Here is a 19682-nt window from a genome sequence, read left to right on the forward strand (position 1 = left end):
CTCCAACCCCCTCGCCGGGGGGCATGCCCGGGTCGATGTCATGCCTTCGAGGGCAATTCTTCGTTCAATGCATAGCCGGTGCCGCGCAGCGTGCGGATCGGCTCCACGTCCGGCGCGACGGCCTTGAGCTTGGCGCGCAGGGTCTTGATGTGCGCGTCGACCGTGCGGTCGAAGCTGTCGCTGGCGTCGTCCCAGACGAGCTGCAGAAGTTCGTCGCGCGTGAAGACGCGCCCGGGCCGCTGCACCAGCAGCCGCAGCAGGCCGTACTCGTAGCGGGAGAGTTCCAGCAGCCGGCCGTAATAACGGATCTGCATGCGCTCATTGTCGAGCAGAAATGGCATTGCAGGCGCCTGCGGGCTCGCTGGAGAAGCCTGCGACGCGATTTGAGGGGGCACCCCATGGTTTGCCGCCGCGGCTGCTGGCGACGCTCCTGCGCCGTTCCTGGCACTGCGCCGCAGGATCGTCCTCACGCGAGCGACCAGCTCGCGCGGCGAGAACGGCTTGGCGATGTAGTCGTCCGCACCCAGTTCCAGGCCCACCACGCGGTCTATTTCGTCGCTGCGGGCGGTCAGGAACACCATCGGTACCTCCGGGCCGCCCATCGACTGGTTCAGCGCCCGGAGGCGTTTGAAGAGCTCGAAGCCGTTCAGGTCGGGCAATCCGATGTCCAGGATGGCCAGCGCCGGCGGTTCCTGCGCGAACTGGGCGATGGCTTCCTCGGCCGTGGCGCACCAGACCGGAATGAATCCGTCGCTTTTCAGGACGTATTGCAGGGTGTCGGCGATGCCCGATTCGTCTTCGGCAATCAGGATCCGGGGTTTGAAGCTCATGCCCCGGATGGTAGCGAGGGGAGAGAACCGAGAGGACAGCTTCGCGCCCAAGGCGCCGTGGACCGGCGCGGCCGTTCGCGGCCTTTTTTTTGCGCGCAGCTTTCCCTGTTCCCTATCTTCTTATTCTTCTTATTCAAATTAGTAGTAGTAGATAAGGGTCGCACTCTTCTGTGGACATGCCTCTTTTTCCGTTATGTGACAACGAGTTGTCATGCCTGCGTCACTGTGCGCAGCTGCGCTTCCGAGGTGTACCCGCCAAATGAACAACATTGGGTAACCGCTTTGCCCTGTGGATAAGCCATGGCTTGTGCAAAAACTGTCCCCAGAGTTGTCCTTTGACGCCCTCCGGAAAATCTGCCAAAGACGGTTTTCGAGCAGAGAAATTCATTGCTCAAAATTAAGGCAATGTGTAGATTTCCTTTGTAAATCAACAACTTGCCACACCCCTACACGGAAGTTCCAGGGTTATCCACAGAGTTGCTCAAGGTTTGTGGGGAGAACAGGGCGCGGAACCTTCCCGCCCCTTCGGCAACCCAACAAGGTCCTTCCTATTACCAAATGTCGAAAATGACACCTTCAGAAACAAAGTCGATCGTGACCCTGAGCCTGCTGGCTGCCTTTGTCGATGGCGAGAAGCACGAGCGCGAGCGCGCCGAGATCAAGCGGATCGCCGAGGGCCTGTCGCAGGCCGACGGCGTGAACCTGCCGACGCTCTACCAGGACGTGCTGATGAAGCGCGTGTCGCTGGCGTCGGTGGCCGCGGAGCTGAAGAGCAGCGAATCCAGGCAGCTGGCCTATGAAATGGCGGTGTGCGTGTGCGACGCGGACGGCACGCAGTCGCAGGCCGAGCGCATGTTCCTGGCGGACGTGCGCACGTCGCTGGGCCTGGACGCGTCAGCGGTCGGCTTTTCGCAGCAGGCGGAAGATATTGCGGCGGCGGTGCCCGCTGCGGCGGCCGGCACGGCGGTTGCTGCGTCGCCGTCGCCGAACCTGCCCGGCGCGCCTGCACCCGACGCCGCCGAGCTCGACAAATCGATCCTCAATGCCGCGATCCTCAACGGCGCGCTCGAGCTGCTGCCCGAGACGCTGTCTACCATGGCGATCATTCCGCTGCAGATGAAGCTGGTCTACCGCATCGGGCAGGCCCACGGCTACCAGCTCGACAGCGGCCACATCAAGGACTTCCTGGCCACGGTCGGCGTGGGCCTGACCTCGCAGTACCTGGAGCAGGCCGGGCGCAAGCTGCTCGGCGGTTTGCTCGGCAAGGTCGGCGGCCGCCTGCTGCGCGGGCTGGGCAACCAGGCCGTGAGTTCGGGGATGAGCTTTGCCTCGACCTATGCGCTGGGCCATGTGGCCAAGCGGTACTACGCGGGCGGCCGTACGCTTTCCACGCAGATGCTGAAGGAAGCGTTCTCGGGCGTGGTCAAGGAAGGGCAGAGCCTGCAGACCCAATATCTGCCGGCGATCCAGGAGAAGGCCCGCACGCTGGACGCGGGCAAGGTGCTGTCTCTGGTGCGTGGCGCCTGACCCTTCCGGAGACACGATGGAACTGGCTTTGCCGGGCCACCGGGTGCAGACCCCGGCGAGGGGGAAGTAGAAGCGACCCGAAGTGCGCGCAGCCAGGCGGAGTGCCTAGTTCGCGAGGTCGTCCAGGATCGGGCAATCCGGCCTGGCGTCGCCGTGGCAGCAGTGCACCAGGTGGGACAGCGTGTTGCGCATCGCCTGCATGTCCGCAATGCGCTGCTCCAGTTCGCCCAGGTGTTTCTGGGCGATGCGCTTCACGCTGGCGCTGGCGCGGCGGCGGTTGTGCCACAGGCCGACCAGTTCCGCGATTTCTTCCATCGAGAAACCCAGGTCGCGCGAGCGCTTGATGAAGCGCAGCGTGTGGATGTCGGCCTCGCCGTACTGGCGGTAGCCGCTCTCGGTGCGTGCCACCGCCGGCAGCAGGCCCAGCCCTTCGTAATGCCGGACCATGCGGGCCGACACGCCGGAGCGCTGCGCCGCTTCGCCGATGGCGACCGTGCCCGTCATTGGACGGCGTAGCCCGCGTTCTCGATCGCGACCACGAGATCCTGGCGCGGCTGTTCGCTCAGCACGTCGACGTGACCCGTCTGCAGATCGACCGTGACCTGCGCTTCGGGGTCCACCGTCTGCACCGCGTTCTGCACCGCGCTCACGCAGTGACCGCAACTCATGCCCGTGACCTGGAATTTCTGGCTCATTGTTCTGACTCCTTCGAAGTGATGAATGGTTGACCGGGAAGAAGCTGCAGTCTGAACCCTCTCACGATGTCAATGTCCAGCGAAGGGGCACTGAAATTCTCCGCTTGACCTTGCCATCGTGTGAAGCCTTAGCCTTGAACTCATGGAAAACCTGCAGCCATCCCCCGCCGCCACCCTCGACCTCTCGGTCGGCGGCATGACCTGTGCCTCGTGCGTCATGCGCGTCGAGCGCGCCCTGAAGAACGTGCCCGGTGTGCAGGACGTGAGCGTGAACCTGGCGACGGAGTCTGCCCGCGTCGTGACCACACCCGGCAGCGGCGGCAGCGACGACATGGACGTTCGCCTGCGCCGCGCCGTGCGCGCCGCAGGCTACGAGCCGCGCGCGGCGAGCACCGCCGCCGACGAAGCCGCGGCGCTGTCGCCGTGGCACGGCTTCGCGCCTGTCGCGGCCGGCATTGCGTTGTCGATCCCCTTGCTTGCGCCCATGCTCGGCGAACCCTTCGGACAGGACTGGATGCTGCCGCCCTGGGTGCAACTGCTGCTCGCCACGCCGGTGCAGTTCTGGCTGGGCGCGCGTTTCTACCGTGCCGGCTGGCATGCGGCCAGGGCGCGCACCGGCAACATGGACCTGCTGGTCGCGCTCGGCACCAGCGCCGCGTTCGGGCTGTCGCTGTGGCTGTGGTGGCGTTCAGCCACTGGTGCGCACGCAGGCCACGGCGCGATGCCGCACCTGTACTTCGAGGCCTCGGCCGTGGTGATCACGCTGGTGCTGCTTGGCAAGTGGCTCGAGGCTCGCGCCAAGCGCCAGGCCACCTCGGCCATCCGCGCGCTGCAGCAGTTGCGGCCCGAGGTGGCGCACCTGGTGGGCCTGCGCGGCAAGGAAAGCGACGTGCCCCTGGCCGAGGTGATGGTGGGCGACCGCCTCGCGGTGCGGCCCGGCGAGCGCGTGCCGGCGGATGCCCGGGTGGTCGAAGGCCAGTCCGAAGTCGATGAATCGATGCTCACCGGCGAGCCGCTGCCCGTGGCCAAGGGCCCGGGCGATGCGTTGACCGGCGGTTCGGTGAACGGCGACGGCCGCATGGTCGTGGAGGTGCGCGCGGTCGGTGCCGAGAGCGTGCTGGCGCGCATCATCCGCCTGGTCGAGGACGCGCAGGCGGCGAAGGCGCCGATCCAGCGGCTGGTGGACAAGGTCGCGGCCGTGTTCGTGCCGGTGGTGCTGGTGATTGCGCTGGTCACGCTCGCCGGCTGGCTGGTGGCGGGCGCCGGCATCGAGACCGCGCTCATCCATGCGGTGGCGGTGCTCGTCATCGCCTGCCCGTGCGCCTTGGGCCTGGCCACGCCGGTCGCGGTGATGGCGGGCACGGGCGTGGCGGCGCGCCACGGCATCCTCATCAAGGACGCACGCGCGCTGGAGATTGCCCACCGCGTCGACACTGTCGCGTTCGACAAGACCGGCACGCTGACCGTCGGCCGGCCGGTGCTCACCGCGCTGGTGGTGCTGCCAGGTGTGCAGGCCAGCGAAGACGAATTGCTGGCCACGGCTGCGAGCCTGCAGGGCGGCAGCGAACACCCCTTGGCCAAGGCGGTGCTGGCCGCCGCGGCGCAGCGCGAGCTGCAGGCGCCAGCGCTGGGCGCGATGCAGGCGTGGCCGGGTCGCGGTGTGCGCGGCGACGTCGACGGCGTCAACTGGGCGATCGCCAGCCTGCGCTGGTGCCGCGAGCTCGACGCGATGCCCGAGGCCGCCGACATCGACGGCCTGCAGTCGCAAGGCGCCACCGTGTCCGCATTGCTTCGTTTCGACGAAGCAGGCACCGCGCATGCGCAGGCCTTGCTCGCCTTCGCCGACGAGCCCAAGCCGCAGGCCGCCGAGGCGGTTCGCACGCTGCGTGCGCGCGGCCTGCGCGTGGTCATGATTTCCGGCGACAACCTGCGCGCGGCGCAGGCCATGGCGGCGCGGCTGGGCATCGATGCGGGCGACGTGCGCGCCGACGTGCTGCCGGCCGACAAGGCGGCGCAGGTCGGCGCGCTGCGAAAGAACGGGCACGTCGTCGCGATGGTGGGCGACGGCGCCAACGACGCGCCCGCGCTGGCCGCGGCCGACGTGGGCATGGCAATGGCACCTTCGGGCGGCGGCACCGACGTGGCGATGGAAGCCGCCGGCATCACGCTGATGCGTGGCGACCTCGCGCTGGTGGACCAGGCCTTCGAGCTGTCGGCACGCACGGTGGCGAAGATCCGGCAGAACCTGTTCTGGGCCTTTGCCTACAACGTGGCCGGCATTCCGCTCGCGGCCTTCGGCCTGCTGAGCCCGGTGGTCGCCGGCGCGGCGATGGCGCTGTCGAGCGTGAGCGTCATGGCCAATGCGCTGCTGCTGCGGCGCTGGAAGCCCTGACGCTGTTGCCCCCGGCGTTTCATTCAGTCGATCAGCAGCGCCAACACGTACTCGTCGATGCAGTCCGCATCGCCCGCGCGCTTGTAGAACTTGCGCAGCGTGCCTTCGCGCTCGAAGCCCAACTTTTCGTAGAAGCGCAGCGCGGGCGCGTTGTCGCTTTCGGCGAAGAGCTCGATGCGCTTGACGCCGGCTGCCTTCAAGGTGTCGATGGCTTCGCTCACCATCGCCAGCGCGATGCCCTGGCCGTGGAATTCGGGGGCGACCGCCAGCGTGCCCAGGCAGGCCACGTGCTGCACACGGCCCGGGTAGCGCGTGGCACGGTAGAAGCCGGCCATCTTTCCTTCGCGCTCGTAGATGAAGAAGCAGCCGCTGTCGACCAATGCCTGGTAGACCGGGCGGAAGTCGTCGAGCGGCATCGGGTCGTAGCCCAGGAAGGGCACGACCTTCTCGTGCATGTAGAGGGCGAAGACGGCGTCGAGGTCTTCAGGGGTGGCCAGCCTGCGCATGAGGGGAAGCTTCGAAGCGGTGAAGCCGCCGAGCATAGCGGGGCTCAGGCGAGCAGCAGCGCGGACGACGCCAGCAGCAGCAGTTGCGCGCACCACGCCCACCGCAGCCGCAGCCGCGCGTCGAGCACTGCGCCGATGGTCCAGAAGCCACCGACCGACAAGGCGAGCAGGGCCAGCCCGGTGTGGAACGCGAGGTCGTCGGCGCGCCACAGAAAGGCCAGCGTCACCCCGACCCAGCAGGCGAAGTGAATCGAAGCCGATGCCGACTGCGCTCGCGTGAGGGCAGGCGCGTGGATGCGCCGGGCTTCGTCCAGCGAGAACGGCGGCTCGGGAAAGCGCGCCGCCACATCGGCCGGCCGCCACCCCGGCGGCTTGAACCACACCGCGACCTTGTCCTGCCATCGCTTCGTGTGCCATGCGTCGCGCAGCAGCGGCACATAGGGCCCGAGGATCGCGCGCATCGGGTCGAAGCTGGCCAGTGCCTTGCGCGTGCCGTACACGCAGGGCTCCTTTTCTTCGGTGAAGGTGCCGAACATGCGGTCCCACACCACCAGCATGCCGCCGTAGTTGCGGTCCACATAGCCGTCGTTCACCGCATGGTGCACGCGGTGGTTCGAGGGCGAGGAGAACACGCGGTCGAACCAGCCGAGCTTGCCGATGTGCTCGGTGTGGATCCAGAACTGGTAGACCAGCACGATCAGCCCGGCCAGCCCGAACTGCTCGGGCGGCACACCCACCACCGCCATCGGCAGGTAGAAGGCCCAGCCGAGGAAGGCCACGGTGCTTTCCTGGCGCAGCGCGGTGGAAAAGTTGAAGTGCTGGCTCTGGTGGTGCACCGAGTGCGCGGCCCAGAAAACGGCCGACTCGTGGCCCGCGCGGTGCAGCCAGTAGTCGAAGAAGTCGAACAGCAGCACGGCCAGCACCCAGCCGAGGGCGCTGTCCCAGAAGCCGGGCCGCGTCCACACGGCGACCAGCGGATAGACCATGGCGTACAGCCCGATCTGGAACAGCTGCGTGCACACCGCGAGCGCCTGGCTGAACAGCCCCTGGCTCAGGCTGCCGAGCGTGTCGGCGAAGCGGTAGGTGTTGCGCTGCCTGAGCCAGCCCCAGGCAAGTTCGCACGCCATGAGCAGCGCGAACACGGGCACCACGAAAACGACCAGCCGATGCACCGTGTTCTTTTTTTCAGCAAGCGTTCAGCGAATCTTCAGTCTTGCACGGCACGGCCGGCGACGATGACCGCGTTGGTGCCGCCGAAGGCGAAGGAGTTGGACAGCGCGTAGCGGATGCCCTTGGCCTCGCGCGCCTCGCCCTGGACGAAGTCGAGGTCGAACGCGGCGTCCGGTGCCTGGAGGTTGGCGATGGGCGGCAGCGTCTCGCGTGCCAGCGCGCGCAGCGCCGCGATCAGCTCGATGGCGCCGCCGCCGCCGAGCACGTGGCCGTGGATCGACTTGGTCGCGCTGACCGGCGTGCCCTTGCCGAACACCTCGCGGATCGACGCGGCCTCCGCGGCGTCGCCGGCCGAGGTGGCGGTGCCGTGCGCGTTGATGTGGCCCACGTCGGCCGCCTCGATGCCCGCGTCGCGCAGTGCGGCGCGCATGGCGCGCACCTGGCCCGCGCTGTCGGGGTTGGTGATGTGGGTGCCGTCGCAGTTGGTGGCGTAGCCCGCAAGCACGAAGGGCGCGGCCTGCGCGCCACGTGCGGCCGCATGCGCTTCCGATTCGAGCACCAGGGCTGCGGCGCCTTCGCCGATGGCAAAGCCCGCGCGGTCGCCCGAGAACGGGCGGCAGGCGGTCGAGGGCGCGTCGGCCGGCGGCGGTGCCATCACGCGCATGGCGTTCCAGCTGGCCATCACGCCCGGCGTGAGCATGGCGTCGTGGCCGCCGACGATGGCCACGTCGATCCAGCCGCCGCGAATGGCGCGCATCGCCTCGCCGATGGCCACGGCCGAGGAGGCGCAGGCGCAGGCGTACGCAATGGCCGAGCCGCGCGCGCCGAAGTGCAACGCCAGCTCCGCCACCGCGGCGTTGGGCATCACGGTGAGCACGGTGGTCGGGCGCATGCGGCGCTGTTCGCCGTAGAGCGCGCTGGTGGTGTTGTCGAAGGTGCCGGCGCCTGCGAGGCCGCTGCCCCAGAAGACACCCAGGCGGTCGCGGTCGAGCGCATCGAGGTCGAGCTTCGCTTCGCAGGCCGCGTCCTGCGCGGCGGCCAGCGCCATGGCGGTGCCGCGGTCCAGCGGCAGGCGGGAGGTGCTGCGCACACCGTTCGAGTCGAACTCGCAGGCGGCCACGGCCAGCTGCACGGTGTCCATGCCCTTGATGGCCAGCGTGTGCGAACGCACGGCCGAACGGCCCGCGAACAGGGCCTCGTCGAAGGCCTCCACGGTGCGCCCGATGGGCGTGACGAAACCGATGCCGCTCACGCGCACGGGCGCCGATGCAGCGCGCGCGGCCGAGGCGGCAAGTACGGCGTGGGCGGCACCGCTGCTCATGCGGTAGCTTCTGCGGGTTGGCCTGCCACGGCACCGGCGCTTTCCGCGTCGATCACTTCGCACAGGCGCTGCAGCGTGATGCCGGCTTCGCGCGGGTCGAGGCGGTCTTCGGGAATGCGCAGGTGGAAGGCGTCTTCCACGGCGAACACGAACTCCATCAGCGCGAGCGAGTCCAGGCCGAGGTCCGACAGCGCGGTGGCCGGCGAGATGGCCGAGCGCTCGACGCGGAAGTCGGCCTCCAGGATCGTGGCGATGCTGTTGAAAGTGGGGGAAGAAGACATGGGAATGCTTTCCTTTCAGGCGGGGTCGGAAGGGTTCAGGCGTACAGCGGATGCTCGGGCATCGTGCCATGCGCTACCGCATCGGCGAACGACACGGTTTCGCGCATGACCTGTTGCCGGTCGTTGTCGATCGTGATCATGTGGTAGCTGTTCGCGACCACCACCGTGCGGAATGCGCGGCAGCGCAGGCCGCGCGCGAGGATGTCGAGATTGGCCACGCTGGCCACCTCGTCCTGCTGGGCATGCAGTGCGAGCACGTTGCCGCATTGCACGTTGTGGAGGTTGCGCCGCACGTGGCGGATGAGCCGGTCGTGCTCGCGCAGGTGGCCCACGCCGATCACCGAGCTGCCCGCGCGCGAGACCTTGCGGTGGCGCAGCTCGCGCTCGATCCAGGCGCGCACGCGCTCGTTCTTCACGCCGTAGGGCGGGCGCTCGCGGTATTGCCACAGCCGCCCGAGCGGCGTGTAGAAGGCCAGCGGCAGCAGGAACTGCGTGCGCGGAATGGCCCAGCCGTCGAAGCGCAGCGTGGTCGACATGAGCACCAGCGCATCGACGTCGCTGCCGCAGCGGATGGCCGCGCCGAGCGCGAGCGACGAGCCGGCCGAGATGCCCACCAGCAGCACGCGGTCGTGCTGCACGCGAAGCGCCTTCACCTTCGCGTGGATCGCGTCGATCCAGCGCTCGTACGGCGCCGCGCGCTGCATCGGCGCGCCGGCGTCGAACGAGTAGCCCTCGATCGACATCGGGTGCACCGGGTAGCCGCGGCTGCGCAGCGCGGACTGCACGGTCAGCAACTCGTCAGGCGTGCTGCATAGACCGTGCAGCAGGACCACCGCCGTGCCTTGCACCTCGGGGGGAACGATGCTCAGCTGATCGGAGGGTTCGCGTGCACTCATCGCGCGGCACAGGCCATGAAAGTGGCCCGTGTTTCGTGTGGCTGTCGTATGCTCATGCAGCGTTTATCGCTTGGAGCGACTGACGGGCCGCTGACCCATCATTCGCAGGGCAGATTACCCCCTCACCACTCAAAACACCATGCGAATTCTGCTTGTCGAAGACGACGCCGTTCTGCGCGACGTGATGGTCCGCAGCCTTGCGGACGCAGGCCATCGGGTCGACGTGTCGACCAACGTCGAAGACGCCGACCACCTGTGGCGCGTGCAGCCTTTCGATGCCGTGCTGCTCGACCTCAACCTGCCCGCCACCGCCAGCCCCACCAGCGGCCTCGCGAGCGGCCTCACCGCGCTGCGCCAGGCGCGTGCGCGCGGCGACCGCACGCCGGTGCTGGTGCTCACGGCGCGCGGGCGCACCGAGGAGCGCATCGCGGGCCTCGACGCCGGCGCCGACGACTACCTCGGCAAGCCCTTCGACCTGGCCGAGGTCGAGGCCCGCTTGCGCGCGCTGGTGCGCCGCGCCAAGGGCACCGAGGACATCGTGCTGCTGGGACAGCTCAAGCTCGACCGCAAGGCGCGGCGCTTCTCCACCGCGGGCGGCCCGCTCGACCTGCCGGCGCGCGAGTTCGAGGTGCTGTGGGAGCTCATGAGCCCGCCGGGGCGCACGGTGAGCAAGCGCGCGTTGTCCGACAAGCTGTCCAGCTTCGACGAATCGCTGGGCGACAACGCGCTGGAGGCCTTCATCTCGCGCCTGCGCAAGAAGCTGCAGGGCACCGGCGCGGGCATCCGCACGCTGCGCGGCATCGGCTACCTGCTCGAAGCCGAGGTGTGATCCGCGCCTTGCCGACCCGGCGATCGATCCAGTGACCGCGTTCGCGAAAGAACGGCTGCAGGAGCCGAAGAAAGCGAGACAGGCACCGTCGCTCACGCGGCGCGTGCTGCGCAACGTGCTGGTGCCGCTGGCGCTCACCTGGATGGTCGGCGCGGTCATCGCGCTGGTCATCGCCAACTACTTTTCCGAGCAGGCCTTCGACCGCGGCATGCTCGACGACGCGTATGCGCTGTCGGCCAACGTGCAGGCGGGCGAGCGCGGCATCGAGCTGCTGCTCACGCCGCGCGAAGTGGCCACCGTGCTGTTCGACCAGGTCGACAAGGTGTACTTCGCGGTGCAGCGACTGGACGGCACGCTGATCTCGGGCCAGTCGGGCCTGCAGGCGCCGCTGCCGGTCGATGGGGCGCGCTACCGCTTCTCGGACATCGACTACCAGGGCAGCGTGCTGCGCGCGGTGGTGCTCGAGCACGACGCCGAGCCCGACCTGAGCATGCCCTACCGCGTGATCATTGCGCAGACCACGCTGAGCCGGACCGCGCTGGTGCGCCAGCTGCTGGGCTATGCGCTGGCGCCGCAGATCCTGCTGCTGATGCTGCTCGCCATCTGGCTCTGGTACGGCATTCGCAGCGACCTGCGCCCGCTGGGCGAACTGCAGCGCGCGCTCGACCGGCGCGACGTGCACGACCTGTCGCCCGTGGCCGTGGCGGAAACCTCGCGCGAGCTGCAGCGCCTGGGCAATGCGGTGAACGCGCTGTTCGAGCGGCTCGACCAGAGCGTGCAGGCGCAGCGCGAGTTCGTGGGCAACGTGGCGCACGAGCTGCGCACGCCGCTGGCGGGCATTCGTGCGCTGGCCGAGTACGGCCTGGCGCAGCAGGACACGGCCGTGTGGCGCGAGCAGCTGGAGCGCGTGTCGGAGCGGCAGTCGCGCGCGAGCCATCTGATCGACCAGCTGTTGGCGCTGGCGCTGGCCGAAGAGGCGCGCGCGGGGCTGGAGCGCGTGCCGGTGCGGCTCGATGTGCTGGCCGAGCAGACGGTGCTGCGGCACCTGGCGAAGGCCGATGCGCGCGGCGTCGACCTGGGCGCGCGCGGCCTGGACGACGGCGTGGTCGTGATGGCCAACGACGCGCTGGTCGAAGGCATCCTCGACAACCTGATCGACAACGCGCTGCGCTATGGCGGACGCACCATCACGGTCGAACTCTCGGGCCGCACGCTGAGCGTGATCGACGACGGACCCGGCATTCCGCTGGAGGCACAGCGCGACCTGATGCAGCGCTGGGCGCAGGGGCCGGAGGGGCAGAAGCTGGGGCAGGGCTCCGGGCTGGGGCTGTCGATCGTGTCGCGCTATGCGGAGCTGCTGGGGGCGGAGCTGCGGCTGGAAGCGGCGGAGCCGACGGGCCTGCGCGTGAGCGTGGCGTTCGGCGAGGTGGCGTAGCGCGTGTCTTGCTCCTTCCCCTTCCGGGGGAAGGCGGGGATGGGGGCAGGCCTTCGATGAAGCGCCGCGTGGGCGTGGAGGCCGTCGTGCCCCCACCCCGGCCCTCCCCCGGGAGGGGAGGGAGAAAGACAGCGCGCTACAGCGCCGTGCCCTGGTGAAACACCATCCGCCACCGGCCCTGCCTGCGCTTCCACAGCGAGCTGCGCAGCGAGTCCGCCGCAGGCCTTTCAGCGATGGCTTCGCGGTGCACGCGGTACGTGACCAGCGCCACGTCGCCCGCCATGCGCAGCACGCGAAAGTCCGACATCGTGCGCCTCGAAAACGCCTCGTCGCGCAGTGCATCGACGATGGACGCGCGTGTCCACACGGTGCCCGACACGCCGAGTTCATGGAAGTCGTCGTCGAGCAGTTCCATGAGTTGCTCCGCACTCGCGCGCACCTCGCGCAGGTGCAATGCGCCTTCGAGTTTCAGCAGCAGGGCATCGAGTTCCTCGGCCGGCGCGGCCTCGTAGAGCTCCAGCGGAAGACCGTCGGGATCGGCGAAGAACGTGAAACGCCGCCCAGTGAATTCGTCGATGCGCAGCGGCTCCACCGCAATGCCTTGCGCCGCGAGTTCGTCGGCCGCGGCCTGCACGTCGAGCACCTCGAAGGACAGGTGACGCAGCCCTTGCGCTTCAGGCCGCGTGGGCCGCGCGGGCGCACCGGGAAAAGAGAAGAGTTCGATCTGCGAGCCGTCGGGCAGGGCCAGGTCGAGCTTGTACGAATCGCGCGCGGCGCGGTGGTTCTCGGCGATCACGCGCAGGCCGAGCACCTCGGTGTAGAAGCGTTTCGACACCGCGTAGTCGGCGCAGATGATGGCCACGTGGTGGATGCGGGCCAGCTGCATCGCGGTGCTCACTGCAAGGGCTTTCGCAGGTAGACGCGGGTGCGGCCGTCGAGCGTTTCGCGCTTGTATTCGACATAGCCGATGCGCTGGTAGAGCGCGCGGTTCTCGGTCATCTTCTCGTTGGTGTAGAGGTAGATCGACGCATGGCCTTGCCGCACGGCCTCGCGCTCGGCGAGCTCGAGCAAGGCACGCCCGAGGCCCGTGCCCTGGTGCGCCGGCAGCACCGCGATCACGTCGATCAGGAAGCCCTCGCCGGTCACGTCGAGCAGCAGCGCGGCGACGGTCTCCTGCCGCAGCGTGGCGACCCACACCTGCGCATGGGCGATGGCCTGGGCGTAGTCGCGCGTCATCGGCCTGGGCTCGACGCCCAGGCGCGGAATGTAGACGCGGAAGGCGTCGGCGGCGCAGGCGGCAACGGCGGCCGTGTCGGCCGCGGTGGCACGCCGCAACGTCCAGGGCAAGGTGGCGGGCGAGGGGATCGTGGGGTGCGTCACTCGAACTCCACCTCGCCCTCGATCTCCACCGGAATGTTGAACGGCAGCTCCGCCATGCCCACGGCACTGCGCGCATGCGCGCCGATGTCGGGGCCGAAGACTTCGAGGATGAGGTCGGAGAAACCGTTGATCACGGCCGGCTGCCTGTCGAAGCCGGGTGCGCACGCGACCATGCCGAACACGCGCGTCCACGCGGTGATACGGTCGAGGTCGCCGAGCGCACGCTGCAGGCTGCCGAGCATGGCGAGCGCGGTGAGGCGTGCGGCCACGTAGCCCTGTTCGACGGTGACTTCACGCCCCAGCTTGCCCAGCGGTTCGGCGATGATGCCGTCGGCATTGAGCGGACCGTGGCCCGAGACGAGCGCGCGCCTGCCGATGACGCGCACGAACTGGAAGGGCAGCACGACGCCGGGCGGCGGCGTCACGGGAGGGGGCAGCACGAGGCCTGAAGCGGCCAGTCGTTGTGCAATGCGGGCCATGGCGGTTGTCTCCTGTCGGCGGACGAATGGGTCCGCCGCATCTTGCCATGGCCCCCTGCGGCAGCAGGGTCAGGCCAGCGCCGGATAGTCCGTGTAGCCCTTGGCGCCGCCGCCGTACATGGTGGCCTTGTCGATCTCGTTGAGCGGTGCGTTCTCGCGCAGGCGGCGCACCAGGTCGGGGTTGGAGATGAAGGGCTTGCCGAAGGCCACGAGGTCGTCGCCTTCCTTCACGGCTTCCTCGGCCAGCGGGCGGTCGTAGCCGTTGTTCACCATCCATGCGCCCTTGCCGCCGGCTTCGCGGTAGGCGGCCTTCAGCGCTTCGTAGTCGAAGGGACGGTCGGCAATTTCGCGCGGGCCGCCGGTGGCGCCTTCGATGATGTGGATGTAGGCCAGGTTGAGCTGCGCGAGCTGCTTCACCACGTAGGTGAACAGCGGCTGCGGGTTGCTGTCGTGCGCGTCGTTGGCGGGCGTGACGGGCGACAGGCGGATGCCGGTCTTGCCGCCGCCGACCGCGTCGACCACGGCGCGCGTGGCTTCGAGCAGCAGGCGTGCGCGGTTCTCGATGGAGCCGCCGTAGTCGTCGGTGCGCTTGTTGCTGCCGTCCTTCAGGAACTGGTCGAGCAGGTAGCCGTTGGCGCCGTGCAGTTCCACGCCGTCGAAGCCGGCGGTTTCCACCGCGCTGCGAGCGGCCACCGCGAAGGCGTGCACGATGCCCGGGATTTCACCGGCGTCGAGCGCGCGCGGCTCGGAGGTGTCGACGAAGCCCGGCACGCCGTTCTTGATGAGCACGGTCTTGGTCTTGGCGGTGATGGCCGAGGGCGCCACCGGCTTGCCGCCGTCGGGCTGCAGTTCGGTGTGCGAGACGCGGCCCACGTGCCACAGCTGCACGACGATCTTGCCGCCTTCGGCATGCACGGCGTCGGTCACGCGCTTCCAGGCGTCGAGCTGTTCGCTGCCGTAGAGGCCGGGCACGTCCGAGTAGCCCTGGCCCTGGTGGCTGATGGCGGTGGCTTCGGTGATGAGCAGGCCGGCGCTGGCGCGCTGGGCGTAGTAGGTGGTGGCGATGTCGGGCGGAATCGCATTGGGCGAGCGGTTGCGCGTCAGCGGCGCCATCACGATGCGGTTGGCGAGCTGCAGGTCGCCGGCCTGGACGGGGTCGAAGAGGGTGGACATCGGAGTTGCGGGTGGGCAGAGTTGAAACAGGCGCAAGGCTAAGCGCGCGGCCTCAACCCTGCTGTCGTACGGTTGTCCTGTTTGGTGCTAGGACAAGGGCGACAGCAAGGACAACAGCGCGGGGCTCACCCGCACCGGCACGGCCAGCAGGATCTGCCCCATGCCCTTGCCCAGCGGGTCGTTGCGCAGCGACGCCATGCCGCCGCCGCCCAGCGCCTGCTCGCAGACGAAGTTGAAGGCACCGATGCCCGGCACCTCGAAGCGCGTGACGCGGCCCTTGACGAGGTGGGCCAGCCAGCCGGCCACGCGCGCTTCGGTGAGCTGCTCGCGCAGCAGCGGCAGCAGGGCGGGGTGGCGCGCGATGACGCCGATGTTCGAGGTGTCGCCCTTGTCCCCGCTGCGGGCCCAGGCGAGTCGCACCAGGGGCACTTCGACGGTGTCCGATGCCTGGGGTGCGGGTGCGGTCTCCCGGGCCTTGTCGGGCTGCGCGGCCGGTGCGGCGGCATCGGTCGCTACCGGTGCGTCGAGGCGCGGCAGCGCGATGGGTTCGCCGCCGACGTGCACGCCGGCCTGCACCTGCGACTTGTCGAGCAGGAAGGCGTACTGCCGGATCGACGGCGACACCGAGGCCCGCCCGCCGCCCGCGCCCGTGGTGCCCGGCGCCCACGAGGTGCCGGCCGGCGCCACCTCGCGCGCGAACAGCGCCAGCGCCTCCTTGCGCGGATGCGTCACGGCGAGCCGCAGCACCGCTTCGCGCGTCTGCAGGGCCTGCGCATTCGCATGCGGGCCGTAGCAGGACTCGGCCCCCAGCACCTCGAGCTGCGTGTCGCTGTAGGGGCCGAAGCCGTGCTGCGCGAACAGCGCCTGCGTGCGCGCCAGGATCGCCTCGCCCGTGCGCCTGGCCTTGGCCGCCGCGTCGAAGCCCACGAGGGTGAGCTGCGCCGCGGTCTTGAAGCCGTCGACGTAGGTGGCGCTCACCTTGTAGCTCGCGGTCGGTGCGCGGCCGCGCGCGCCGTGCACGCGCACGCGGTGCTCGCCGGCCTGCGCGATGTGCACCTGCGTGAAGTCGGCCGTCACGTCGGGCAGCAGGTAGGCCGCGGGGTCGCCGATTTCGTAGAGCATCTGCTCGCCCACCACGGCGGGCGTGAGCTTGCCGCCGGTGCCCGCGGGCTTGGTGACGACGAAGCTGCCGTCGGCGCCGCACTCGACGATCGGGTAGCCGATGTTGGGCCAGTCGGGCACGGTGTCCCAGTCGGTGTGCAGGCCGCCGGTGGCCTGGCAGCCGCACTCGATGATGTGGCCCGCGAGGCTGCCGGCGGCGAGCAGGTCGAAGTCGCCCGGCTGCCACTTGAATTCGTGCATGAGCACGCCCAGCGTCACGGCCGAGTCGACGCAGCGGCCGGTGATGACCACCTGCGCACCGGCGTCGAGCGCGGCCTGGATCGGGCGCGCGCCCAGGTACGCGTTGGCCGTGAGCACGCGTTCCGGCAATGCCGCACCGCTCTGCAGTTCGCGCACCGGCGGCTGCGACTGGCGCAGCTGCGGCAGCAGTGCGGACACGTCGTCGCCGCTCACCACGGCGATCTTCAATTCGATGCCTTGCTCCGCAGCAAGGGCCGCGAGCGCGTCTGCGCAGCCCTGCGGATTGACGCCGCCCGCGTTGCTCACCACGCGAATGCCTTGTGTGACCACGTCCTTCAGCACGGCCTTCATGGCCACGGTCACGAAGTCGGTGGCATAGCCCAGCTCGGGCTTCTTCAGCCGCGCGCCCGCCAGGATCGACATGGTGAGTTCGGCCAGGTAGTCGAACACCAGGTAGTCGATCTGCCCGCTGCCCACGAGCTGCGGCGCGCCCACGCTGCTGTCGCCCCAGAAGCCCGAGGCGCCGCCGATGCGCACGACGCGGTCGGCGTCGTGCCCTTTGCTGCTGCTGCTGCTGTTCATCGCCCACTCCATTGCGGCTTGCGTTTCTCGCGGAAGGCGAGCTGTCCTTCGGCGGCGTCCTCGGTCAATGCGAAGAGGCCGATCTGGCTTTCGGTGAAGGCCATCGATTCCTCGAAGGCCATCGCCTCGATCTTCTTCATGGTGTACAGCCCGCGGCGGATGGCGGCGGGCGACTTGTCGAGCAGGCGCGCGAGCAGCCCGTCGACGGCCTCGTCGACGTCGTCGCTCACGCGGTTGACCAGGTGGAGTTCCAACGCCTGCGCCGCGGTGATGGGCTCGCCGGTGATGCACATCTCGGCCAGCACGCGGCGCGGCAGCAGGCCGCCCAGCACGCTGAGCACCTGCGCGGGAAAGACGCCGACCTTGACCTCGGGCAGGCCGAACACGGCGTGGCGGGCGGCCACCGCCATGTCGCACATCGCCATGAGGCCCATGCCGCCCGCCATGCAGGCGCCGTTGACGCGCGCGATAAGCGGCACGGTCGATTGCCGCGCCTGGCGAAAGAGGTTGGCCATGCCCTGGTAGGGCGCGGCGTAGTCGAACTTGAAGGAGGTGCCGCTCTGCAGGTCGGCGCCCGAACAGAAGGCGCGCGTGCCGGCGCCGGTGATCACCACGGCGCGCACGGCGGTGTCGGCGTTGGCGCGTGCGAGGGCATCGCCCAGGCCGGCGATGACGGCGGCGTTGACGGCGTTGCGGCGCTCTTCGCGTTCGATGGTGAGCCACATGACGGGCCCGCGCATCTCTTGGCGCAGTTCGGTGCAGGAGGGGGACGGGTGCGATGAGGGCGAATGGGGCATGTGCCTAGCGTCGCCCGAAAAAAAAGCCGCTTCATGCGGCTTGTGGCTGAAGCGGGCCGGGTTTTCCCTGAGGGGAATCCGGCCGCGTCGTTGCCAGGCTTACTTCAGCAGGCCTTCGGCCTTCAAGGCTTCCTGCACCGCGGGGCGTGCGCCCACGCGTGCATGCCACGCCTGCAGGTTGGGGAAGCCGGAGATGTCCACGCCCGTCGGCTTGGTCCAGTTGGTCACGGTGAACAGGTAGCCGTCGGCCACGCTGAAGGTGTCGCCCATCAGGTATTGCTTGTTGGCCAGTTCGCTGTCGAGCCACTTGAAGCGCGAGGCGAGCTTGTCCTTGAAGATGGTCTTGGCTTCTTCGGGCATGTTGGGGTTGAACAGCGGGCTGAAGCCCTTGTGCACCTCGGTGCCGATGAAGGTCAGCCACTCCTGCAGGCGGTAGCGCTGCAGGGTGCCGTTGGCCGGTGCCAGGTTCTTGGTGGGCGCCAGGTCGGCGATGTATTGCAGGATGGCCGGGCCTTCGCGCAGGCGGGTGCCGTCGTCGAGCTCGAGCATCGGCACGTAGCCCAGCGGGTTGATGCCGTAGTAGTCGGTGCCGTCTTGCAGCTTGTGGCTCTTGGTGCTGGCCAGCACGGCCTCGACGGCGATGCCTGCTTCATGCAGCGCAATGTGGGGCGAGAGCGAGCATGCGCCCGGCGAGTAATACAGCTTCATTCGAATAACTCCAAAGGATGACGAGGTGATTGTTGTGGGAGACCGCGCAGGATGCTAGCGGGTTTGGCTGCGTCGCGTTTTTGTCCTACGGCGCCTTGAGGAGGGCGACTATCGGGCGCGAGGCGGGCTTTTTCTAAGCTGCGTCGCACGGTGGGCAGGGCCCCGCTGAAGGAGTTTCAAATGTTGAAGTACGCGATCATTTTTGCGGTCATCTCGTTGCTGGCGGGTGTGTTGGGCTTCGGTGGCGTGGCCGCCGGTGCCGCCGGCATCGCCAAGCTGCTGTTCGGCCTGTTCCTGGTGCTGGCCGTGCTGTTCGTCGTGCTGGCCGCGCTGGGCGTGGGCGCGGTGAAGAAAGCGCTCGACTGAGCTGCGGGGAACCCATGCATCTCTCCCACATCGACGCGCAACTCGACTACGAGGTGGCCGCGCCCGCCCACATGCTGCTCAACATCGAGGCAGCCAGGTGCGGCGTGCAGGCCGTGGTCAACGAGCAGCTGACCATCGAGCCGCCTACCGAGATGCAGGTGTTCTGCGACGAGGCGAACGGCAACCGCTTCATTCGCTTCGATGCCAACCCCGGGCCGCTGAAGATCAGCTACAAGGCCAGCGTGCAGCGCGCCCATGTGCTGGTGCCGCCCGACCTGCGCGAGGTGTCGGTCAGCCAGGTGCCCGACGCGGTGCTGCACTACATGATGCCGACGCGCTACTGCGAGTCGGACCTGATGTCGCGTTGCGCGCAGCAGCTCTTCGGCGACCTGCCGCCGGGCATCGGCCGGGTGCAGGCCATCGTCGACTGGATCCACGACAGCATTGCCTACGAGCCGGGCAGCAGCGTCTCGACCACCACCGCCAGCGAGGTGTTCGTGGAACGCGCGGGCGTGTGCCGCGACTTTGCGCACCTGGGCATCACCTTCTGCCGCGCGCTGAACATTCCGGCGCGGCTGGTGGTGGGCTATGTGTGGTTCGACGAACCGCCGCAGGACTTTCATGCGGTGTTCGAAGCGTGGATCGGCGGGCAGTGGGTGCTGTTCGATCCGACGCGCATGGCGCCGGTCGACCGCCTCGTGCGCGTGGGCACCGGGCGCGACGCCAAGGACGTGGCCTTCTGCACGATCTTTGGCAACGTGCGCATGACGGACAAGCGCCTGTCGATTCGCGAATTGCAGGACGAGAGCCTGCAACCCTCGAAGGCACCGCCGCCCACCGGCGCGCTGGTGGGCATCGAGAAGCCCGTGCCTGTGGTGCAAGTGGCTGAAGTGACCGGCTGACGCGGGTTGTTTGCTATTAAATATATAGCAAACTAGTCAATGGGCATGCGC

Annotated in this window: 21 protein-coding genes; 6 read left to right on the forward strand and 15 right to left on the reverse strand. The window is 68.8% G+C overall.

The window, feature by feature from the left end; genetic code table 11:
- Nucleotides 1–38: 38 nt before the first annotated feature.
- Nucleotides 39–830, reverse strand: coding sequence for a two-component system response regulator CreB (gene creB, locus AC1DJH_RS11180; protein ID WP_478185840.1), 792 nt, complete (start codon nucleotides 828–830; stop codon nucleotides 39–41).
- A gap of 567 nt (nucleotides 831–1397) precedes the next feature.
- On the opposite strand from creB, the gene AC1DJH_RS11185 reads away from it, so the two are divergent.
- Nucleotides 1398–2357 (forward strand): YcjF family protein, encoded by a 960-nt coding sequence (locus AC1DJH_RS11185; protein WP_478185726.1) that lies wholly within the window; start codon nucleotides 1398–1400, stop codon nucleotides 2355–2357.
- Nucleotides 2358–2462: 105 nt separating this feature from the next.
- Here the strand turns inward: AC1DJH_RS11185 and cueR are convergent, their stop codons facing one another.
- A complete protein-coding gene (gene cueR, locus AC1DJH_RS11190) occupies nucleotides 2463–2861 on the reverse strand; it encodes a Cu(I)-responsive transcriptional regulator (RefSeq protein ID WP_472113273.1) in 399 nt (132 codons plus the stop codon).
- Nucleotides 2858–3052 (reverse strand): heavy-metal-associated domain-containing protein, encoded by a 195-nt coding sequence (locus tag AC1DJH_RS11195; protein ID WP_435486605.1) that lies wholly within the window; start codon nucleotides 3050–3052, stop codon nucleotides 2858–2860. The genes cueR and AC1DJH_RS11195 overlap by 4 nt, the downstream gene beginning before the upstream one ends.
- 142 nt (nucleotides 3053–3194) lie before the next feature.
- Here AC1DJH_RS11195 and AC1DJH_RS11200 point away from each other — a divergent pair, with 142 nt between their 5' ends.
- Nucleotides 3195–5444, forward strand: a complete 2250-nt coding sequence (locus tag AC1DJH_RS11200) for a heavy metal translocating P-type ATPase (protein WP_478185727.1) — start codon at nucleotides 3195–3197, stop codon at nucleotides 5442–5444.
- 23 nt (nucleotides 5445–5467) lie between these two features.
- Here the strand turns inward: AC1DJH_RS11200 and AC1DJH_RS11205 are convergent, their stop codons facing one another.
- The 5 genes from AC1DJH_RS11205 to AC1DJH_RS11225 are packed head-to-tail and all read right to left on the reverse strand — an operon-like array spanning nucleotide 5468 to nucleotide 9618.
- A complete protein-coding gene (locus AC1DJH_RS11205) occupies nucleotides 5468–5950 on the reverse strand; it encodes an N-acetyltransferase family protein (RefSeq protein WP_478185728.1) in 483 nt (160 codons plus the stop codon).
- Nucleotides 5951–5994: 44 nt separating this feature from the next.
- Nucleotides 5995–7122 carry a sterol desaturase family protein gene (locus AC1DJH_RS11210; protein WP_478185729.1) on the reverse strand — a complete coding sequence of 376 codons (1128 nt, stop codon included), beginning with the start codon at nucleotides 7120–7122 and terminating at the stop codon, nucleotides 5995–5997.
- Nucleotides 7123–7157: 35 nt separating this feature from the next.
- The gene (locus AC1DJH_RS11215) at nucleotides 7158–8441 is read right to left on the reverse strand and encodes a beta-ketoacyl-[acyl-carrier-protein] synthase family protein (protein WP_478185730.1); all 1284 of its coding nucleotides are present in this window, start codon (nucleotides 8439–8441) and stop codon (nucleotides 7158–7160) included.
- Nucleotides 8438–8722 carry a phosphopantetheine-binding protein gene (locus AC1DJH_RS11220; protein ID WP_478185731.1) on the reverse strand — a complete coding sequence of 95 codons (285 nt, stop codon included), beginning with the start codon at nucleotides 8720–8722 and terminating at the stop codon, nucleotides 8438–8440. Before AC1DJH_RS11220 ends, AC1DJH_RS11215 begins: the two co-directional genes overlap by 4 nt.
- 35 nt (nucleotides 8723–8757) lie before the next feature.
- On the reverse strand, nucleotides 8758–9618 hold the full coding sequence (locus tag AC1DJH_RS11225) for an alpha/beta hydrolase (protein WP_472113284.1): 861 nt from the start codon (nucleotides 9616–9618) through the stop codon (nucleotides 8758–8760).
- Nucleotides 9619–9757: 139 nt separating this feature from the next.
- Here AC1DJH_RS11225 and AC1DJH_RS11230 point away from each other — a divergent pair, with 139 nt between their 5' ends.
- Both AC1DJH_RS11230 and AC1DJH_RS11235 read left to right on the forward strand, forming a co-directional pair.
- A complete protein-coding gene (locus AC1DJH_RS11230) occupies nucleotides 9758–10447 on the forward strand; it encodes a response regulator transcription factor (protein ID WP_435439843.1) in 690 nt (229 codons plus the stop codon).
- A gap of 31 nt (nucleotides 10448–10478) precedes the next feature.
- A complete protein-coding gene (locus AC1DJH_RS11235) occupies nucleotides 10479–11882 on the forward strand; it encodes a sensor histidine kinase (protein WP_472113286.1) in 1404 nt (467 codons plus the stop codon).
- 136 nt (nucleotides 11883–12018) lie between these two features.
- Here the strand turns inward: AC1DJH_RS11235 and gloA2 are convergent, their stop codons facing one another.
- The 7 genes from gloA2 to gstA form a co-directional block, all read right to left on the reverse strand.
- Nucleotides 12019–12780: an SMU1112c/YaeR family gloxylase I-like metalloprotein gene (gloA2, locus tag AC1DJH_RS11240; protein ID WP_478185732.1), complete on the reverse strand. Its 762-nt coding sequence runs from the start codon at nucleotides 12778–12780 to the stop codon at nucleotides 12019–12021.
- Nucleotides 12777–13262, reverse strand: a complete 486-nt coding sequence (locus AC1DJH_RS11245; protein WP_478185733.1) for a GNAT family N-acetyltransferase — start codon at nucleotides 13260–13262, stop codon at nucleotides 12777–12779. The genes gloA2 and AC1DJH_RS11245 overlap by 4 nt, the downstream gene beginning before the upstream one ends.
- Nucleotides 13259–13741 (reverse strand): RidA family protein, encoded by a 483-nt coding sequence (locus AC1DJH_RS11250; protein ID WP_478185734.1) that lies wholly within the window; start codon nucleotides 13739–13741, stop codon nucleotides 13259–13261. The genes AC1DJH_RS11245 and AC1DJH_RS11250 overlap by 4 nt, the downstream gene beginning before the upstream one ends.
- 69 nt (nucleotides 13742–13810) lie before the next feature.
- Entirely contained in the window at nucleotides 13811–14914 is a 1104-nt protein-coding gene (locus AC1DJH_RS11255) for an alkene reductase (RefSeq protein WP_435486593.1), read from the reverse strand.
- Nucleotides 14915–15001: 87 nt separating this feature from the next.
- A complete protein-coding gene (locus tag AC1DJH_RS11260; RefSeq protein ID WP_478185735.1) occupies nucleotides 15002–16858 on the reverse strand; it encodes an acyclic terpene utilization AtuA family protein in 1857 nt (618 codons plus the stop codon).
- Nucleotides 16855–17598 (reverse strand): enoyl-CoA hydratase/isomerase family protein, encoded by a 744-nt coding sequence (locus tag AC1DJH_RS11265; RefSeq protein ID WP_478185736.1) that lies wholly within the window; start codon nucleotides 17596–17598, stop codon nucleotides 16855–16857. The genes AC1DJH_RS11260 and AC1DJH_RS11265 overlap by 4 nt, the downstream gene beginning before the upstream one ends.
- A gap of 156 nt (nucleotides 17599–17754) precedes the next feature.
- On the reverse strand, nucleotides 17755–18363 hold the full coding sequence (gene gstA / locus AC1DJH_RS11270) for a glutathione transferase GstA (protein WP_435439851.1): 609 nt from the start codon (nucleotides 18361–18363) through the stop codon (nucleotides 17755–17757).
- 180 nt (nucleotides 18364–18543) lie between these two features.
- On the opposite strand from gstA, the gene AC1DJH_RS11275 reads away from it, so the two are divergent.
- Nucleotides 18544–18729, forward strand: coding sequence for a DUF1328 family protein (locus AC1DJH_RS11275; protein WP_354353021.1), 186 nt, complete (start codon nucleotides 18544–18546; stop codon nucleotides 18727–18729).
- Nucleotides 18730–18743: 14 nt separating this feature from the next.
- Nucleotides 18744–19631, forward strand: a complete 888-nt coding sequence (locus AC1DJH_RS11280) for a transglutaminase-like domain-containing protein (RefSeq protein ID WP_478185737.1) — start codon at nucleotides 18744–18746, stop codon at nucleotides 19629–19631.
- The last annotated feature ends 51 nt before the right edge of the window (nucleotides 19632–19682 follow it).

Source organism: Variovorax sp. 10N412, from assembly GCF_056394985.1.

Bases quoted from the DNA above. Each gene is read 5' to 3' on its own strand.
- creB (WP_478185840.1), bottom strand. From the start codon at position 830: ATGAGCTTCAAACCCCGGATCCTGATTGCCGAAGACGAATCGGGCATC.
- AC1DJH_RS11185 (WP_478185726.1), top strand. From the start codon at position 1,398: ATGACACCTTCAGAAACAAAGTCGATCGTGACCCTGAGCCTGCTGGCT.
- cueR (WP_472113273.1), bottom strand. From the start codon at position 2,861: ATGACGGGCACGGTCGCCATCGGCGAAGCGGCGCAGCGCTCCGGCGTG.
- AC1DJH_RS11195 (WP_435486605.1), bottom strand. From the start codon at position 3,052: ATGAGCCAGAAATTCCAGGTCACGGGCATGAGTTGCGGTCACTGCGTG.
- AC1DJH_RS11200 (WP_478185727.1), top strand. From the start codon at position 3,195: ATGGAAAACCTGCAGCCATCCCCCGCCGCCACCCTCGACCTCTCGGTC.
- AC1DJH_RS11205 (WP_478185728.1), bottom strand. From the start codon at position 5,950: ATGCGCAGGCTGGCCACCCCTGAAGACCTCGACGCCGTCTTCGCCCTC.
- AC1DJH_RS11215 (WP_478185730.1), bottom strand. From the start codon at position 8,441: ATGAGCAGCGGTGCCGCCCACGCCGTACTTGCCGCCTCGGCCGCGCGC.
- AC1DJH_RS11220 (WP_478185731.1), bottom strand. From the start codon at position 8,722: ATGTCTTCTTCCCCCACTTTCAACAGCATCGCCACGATCCTGGAGGCC.
- AC1DJH_RS11225 (WP_472113284.1), bottom strand. From the start codon at position 9,618: ATGAGTGCACGCGAACCCTCCGATCAGCTGAGCATCGTTCCCCCCGAG.
- AC1DJH_RS11230 (WP_435439843.1), top strand. From the start codon at position 9,758: ATGCGAATTCTGCTTGTCGAAGACGACGCCGTTCTGCGCGACGTGATG.
- AC1DJH_RS11250 (WP_478185734.1), bottom strand. From the start codon at position 13,741: ATGGCCCGCATTGCACAACGACTGGCCGCTTCAGGCCTCGTGCTGCCC.
- AC1DJH_RS11255 (WP_435486593.1), bottom strand. From the start codon at position 14,914: ATGTCCACCCTCTTCGACCCCGTCCAGGCCGGCGACCTGCAGCTCGCC.
- AC1DJH_RS11260 (WP_478185735.1), bottom strand. From the start codon at position 16,858: ATGAACAGCAGCAGCAGCAGCAAAGGGCACGACGCCGACCGCGTCGTG.
- AC1DJH_RS11265 (WP_478185736.1), bottom strand. From the start codon at position 17,598: ATGCGCGGGCCCGTCATGTGGCTCACCATCGAACGCGAAGAGCGCCGC.
- gstA (WP_435439851.1), bottom strand. From the start codon at position 18,363: ATGAAGCTGTATTACTCGCCGGGCGCATGCTCGCTCTCGCCCCACATT.
- AC1DJH_RS11275 (WP_354353021.1), top strand. From the start codon at position 18,544: ATGTTGAAGTACGCGATCATTTTTGCGGTCATCTCGTTGCTGGCGGGT.
- AC1DJH_RS11280 (WP_478185737.1), top strand. From the start codon at position 18,744: ATGCATCTCTCCCACATCGACGCGCAACTCGACTACGAGGTGGCCGCG.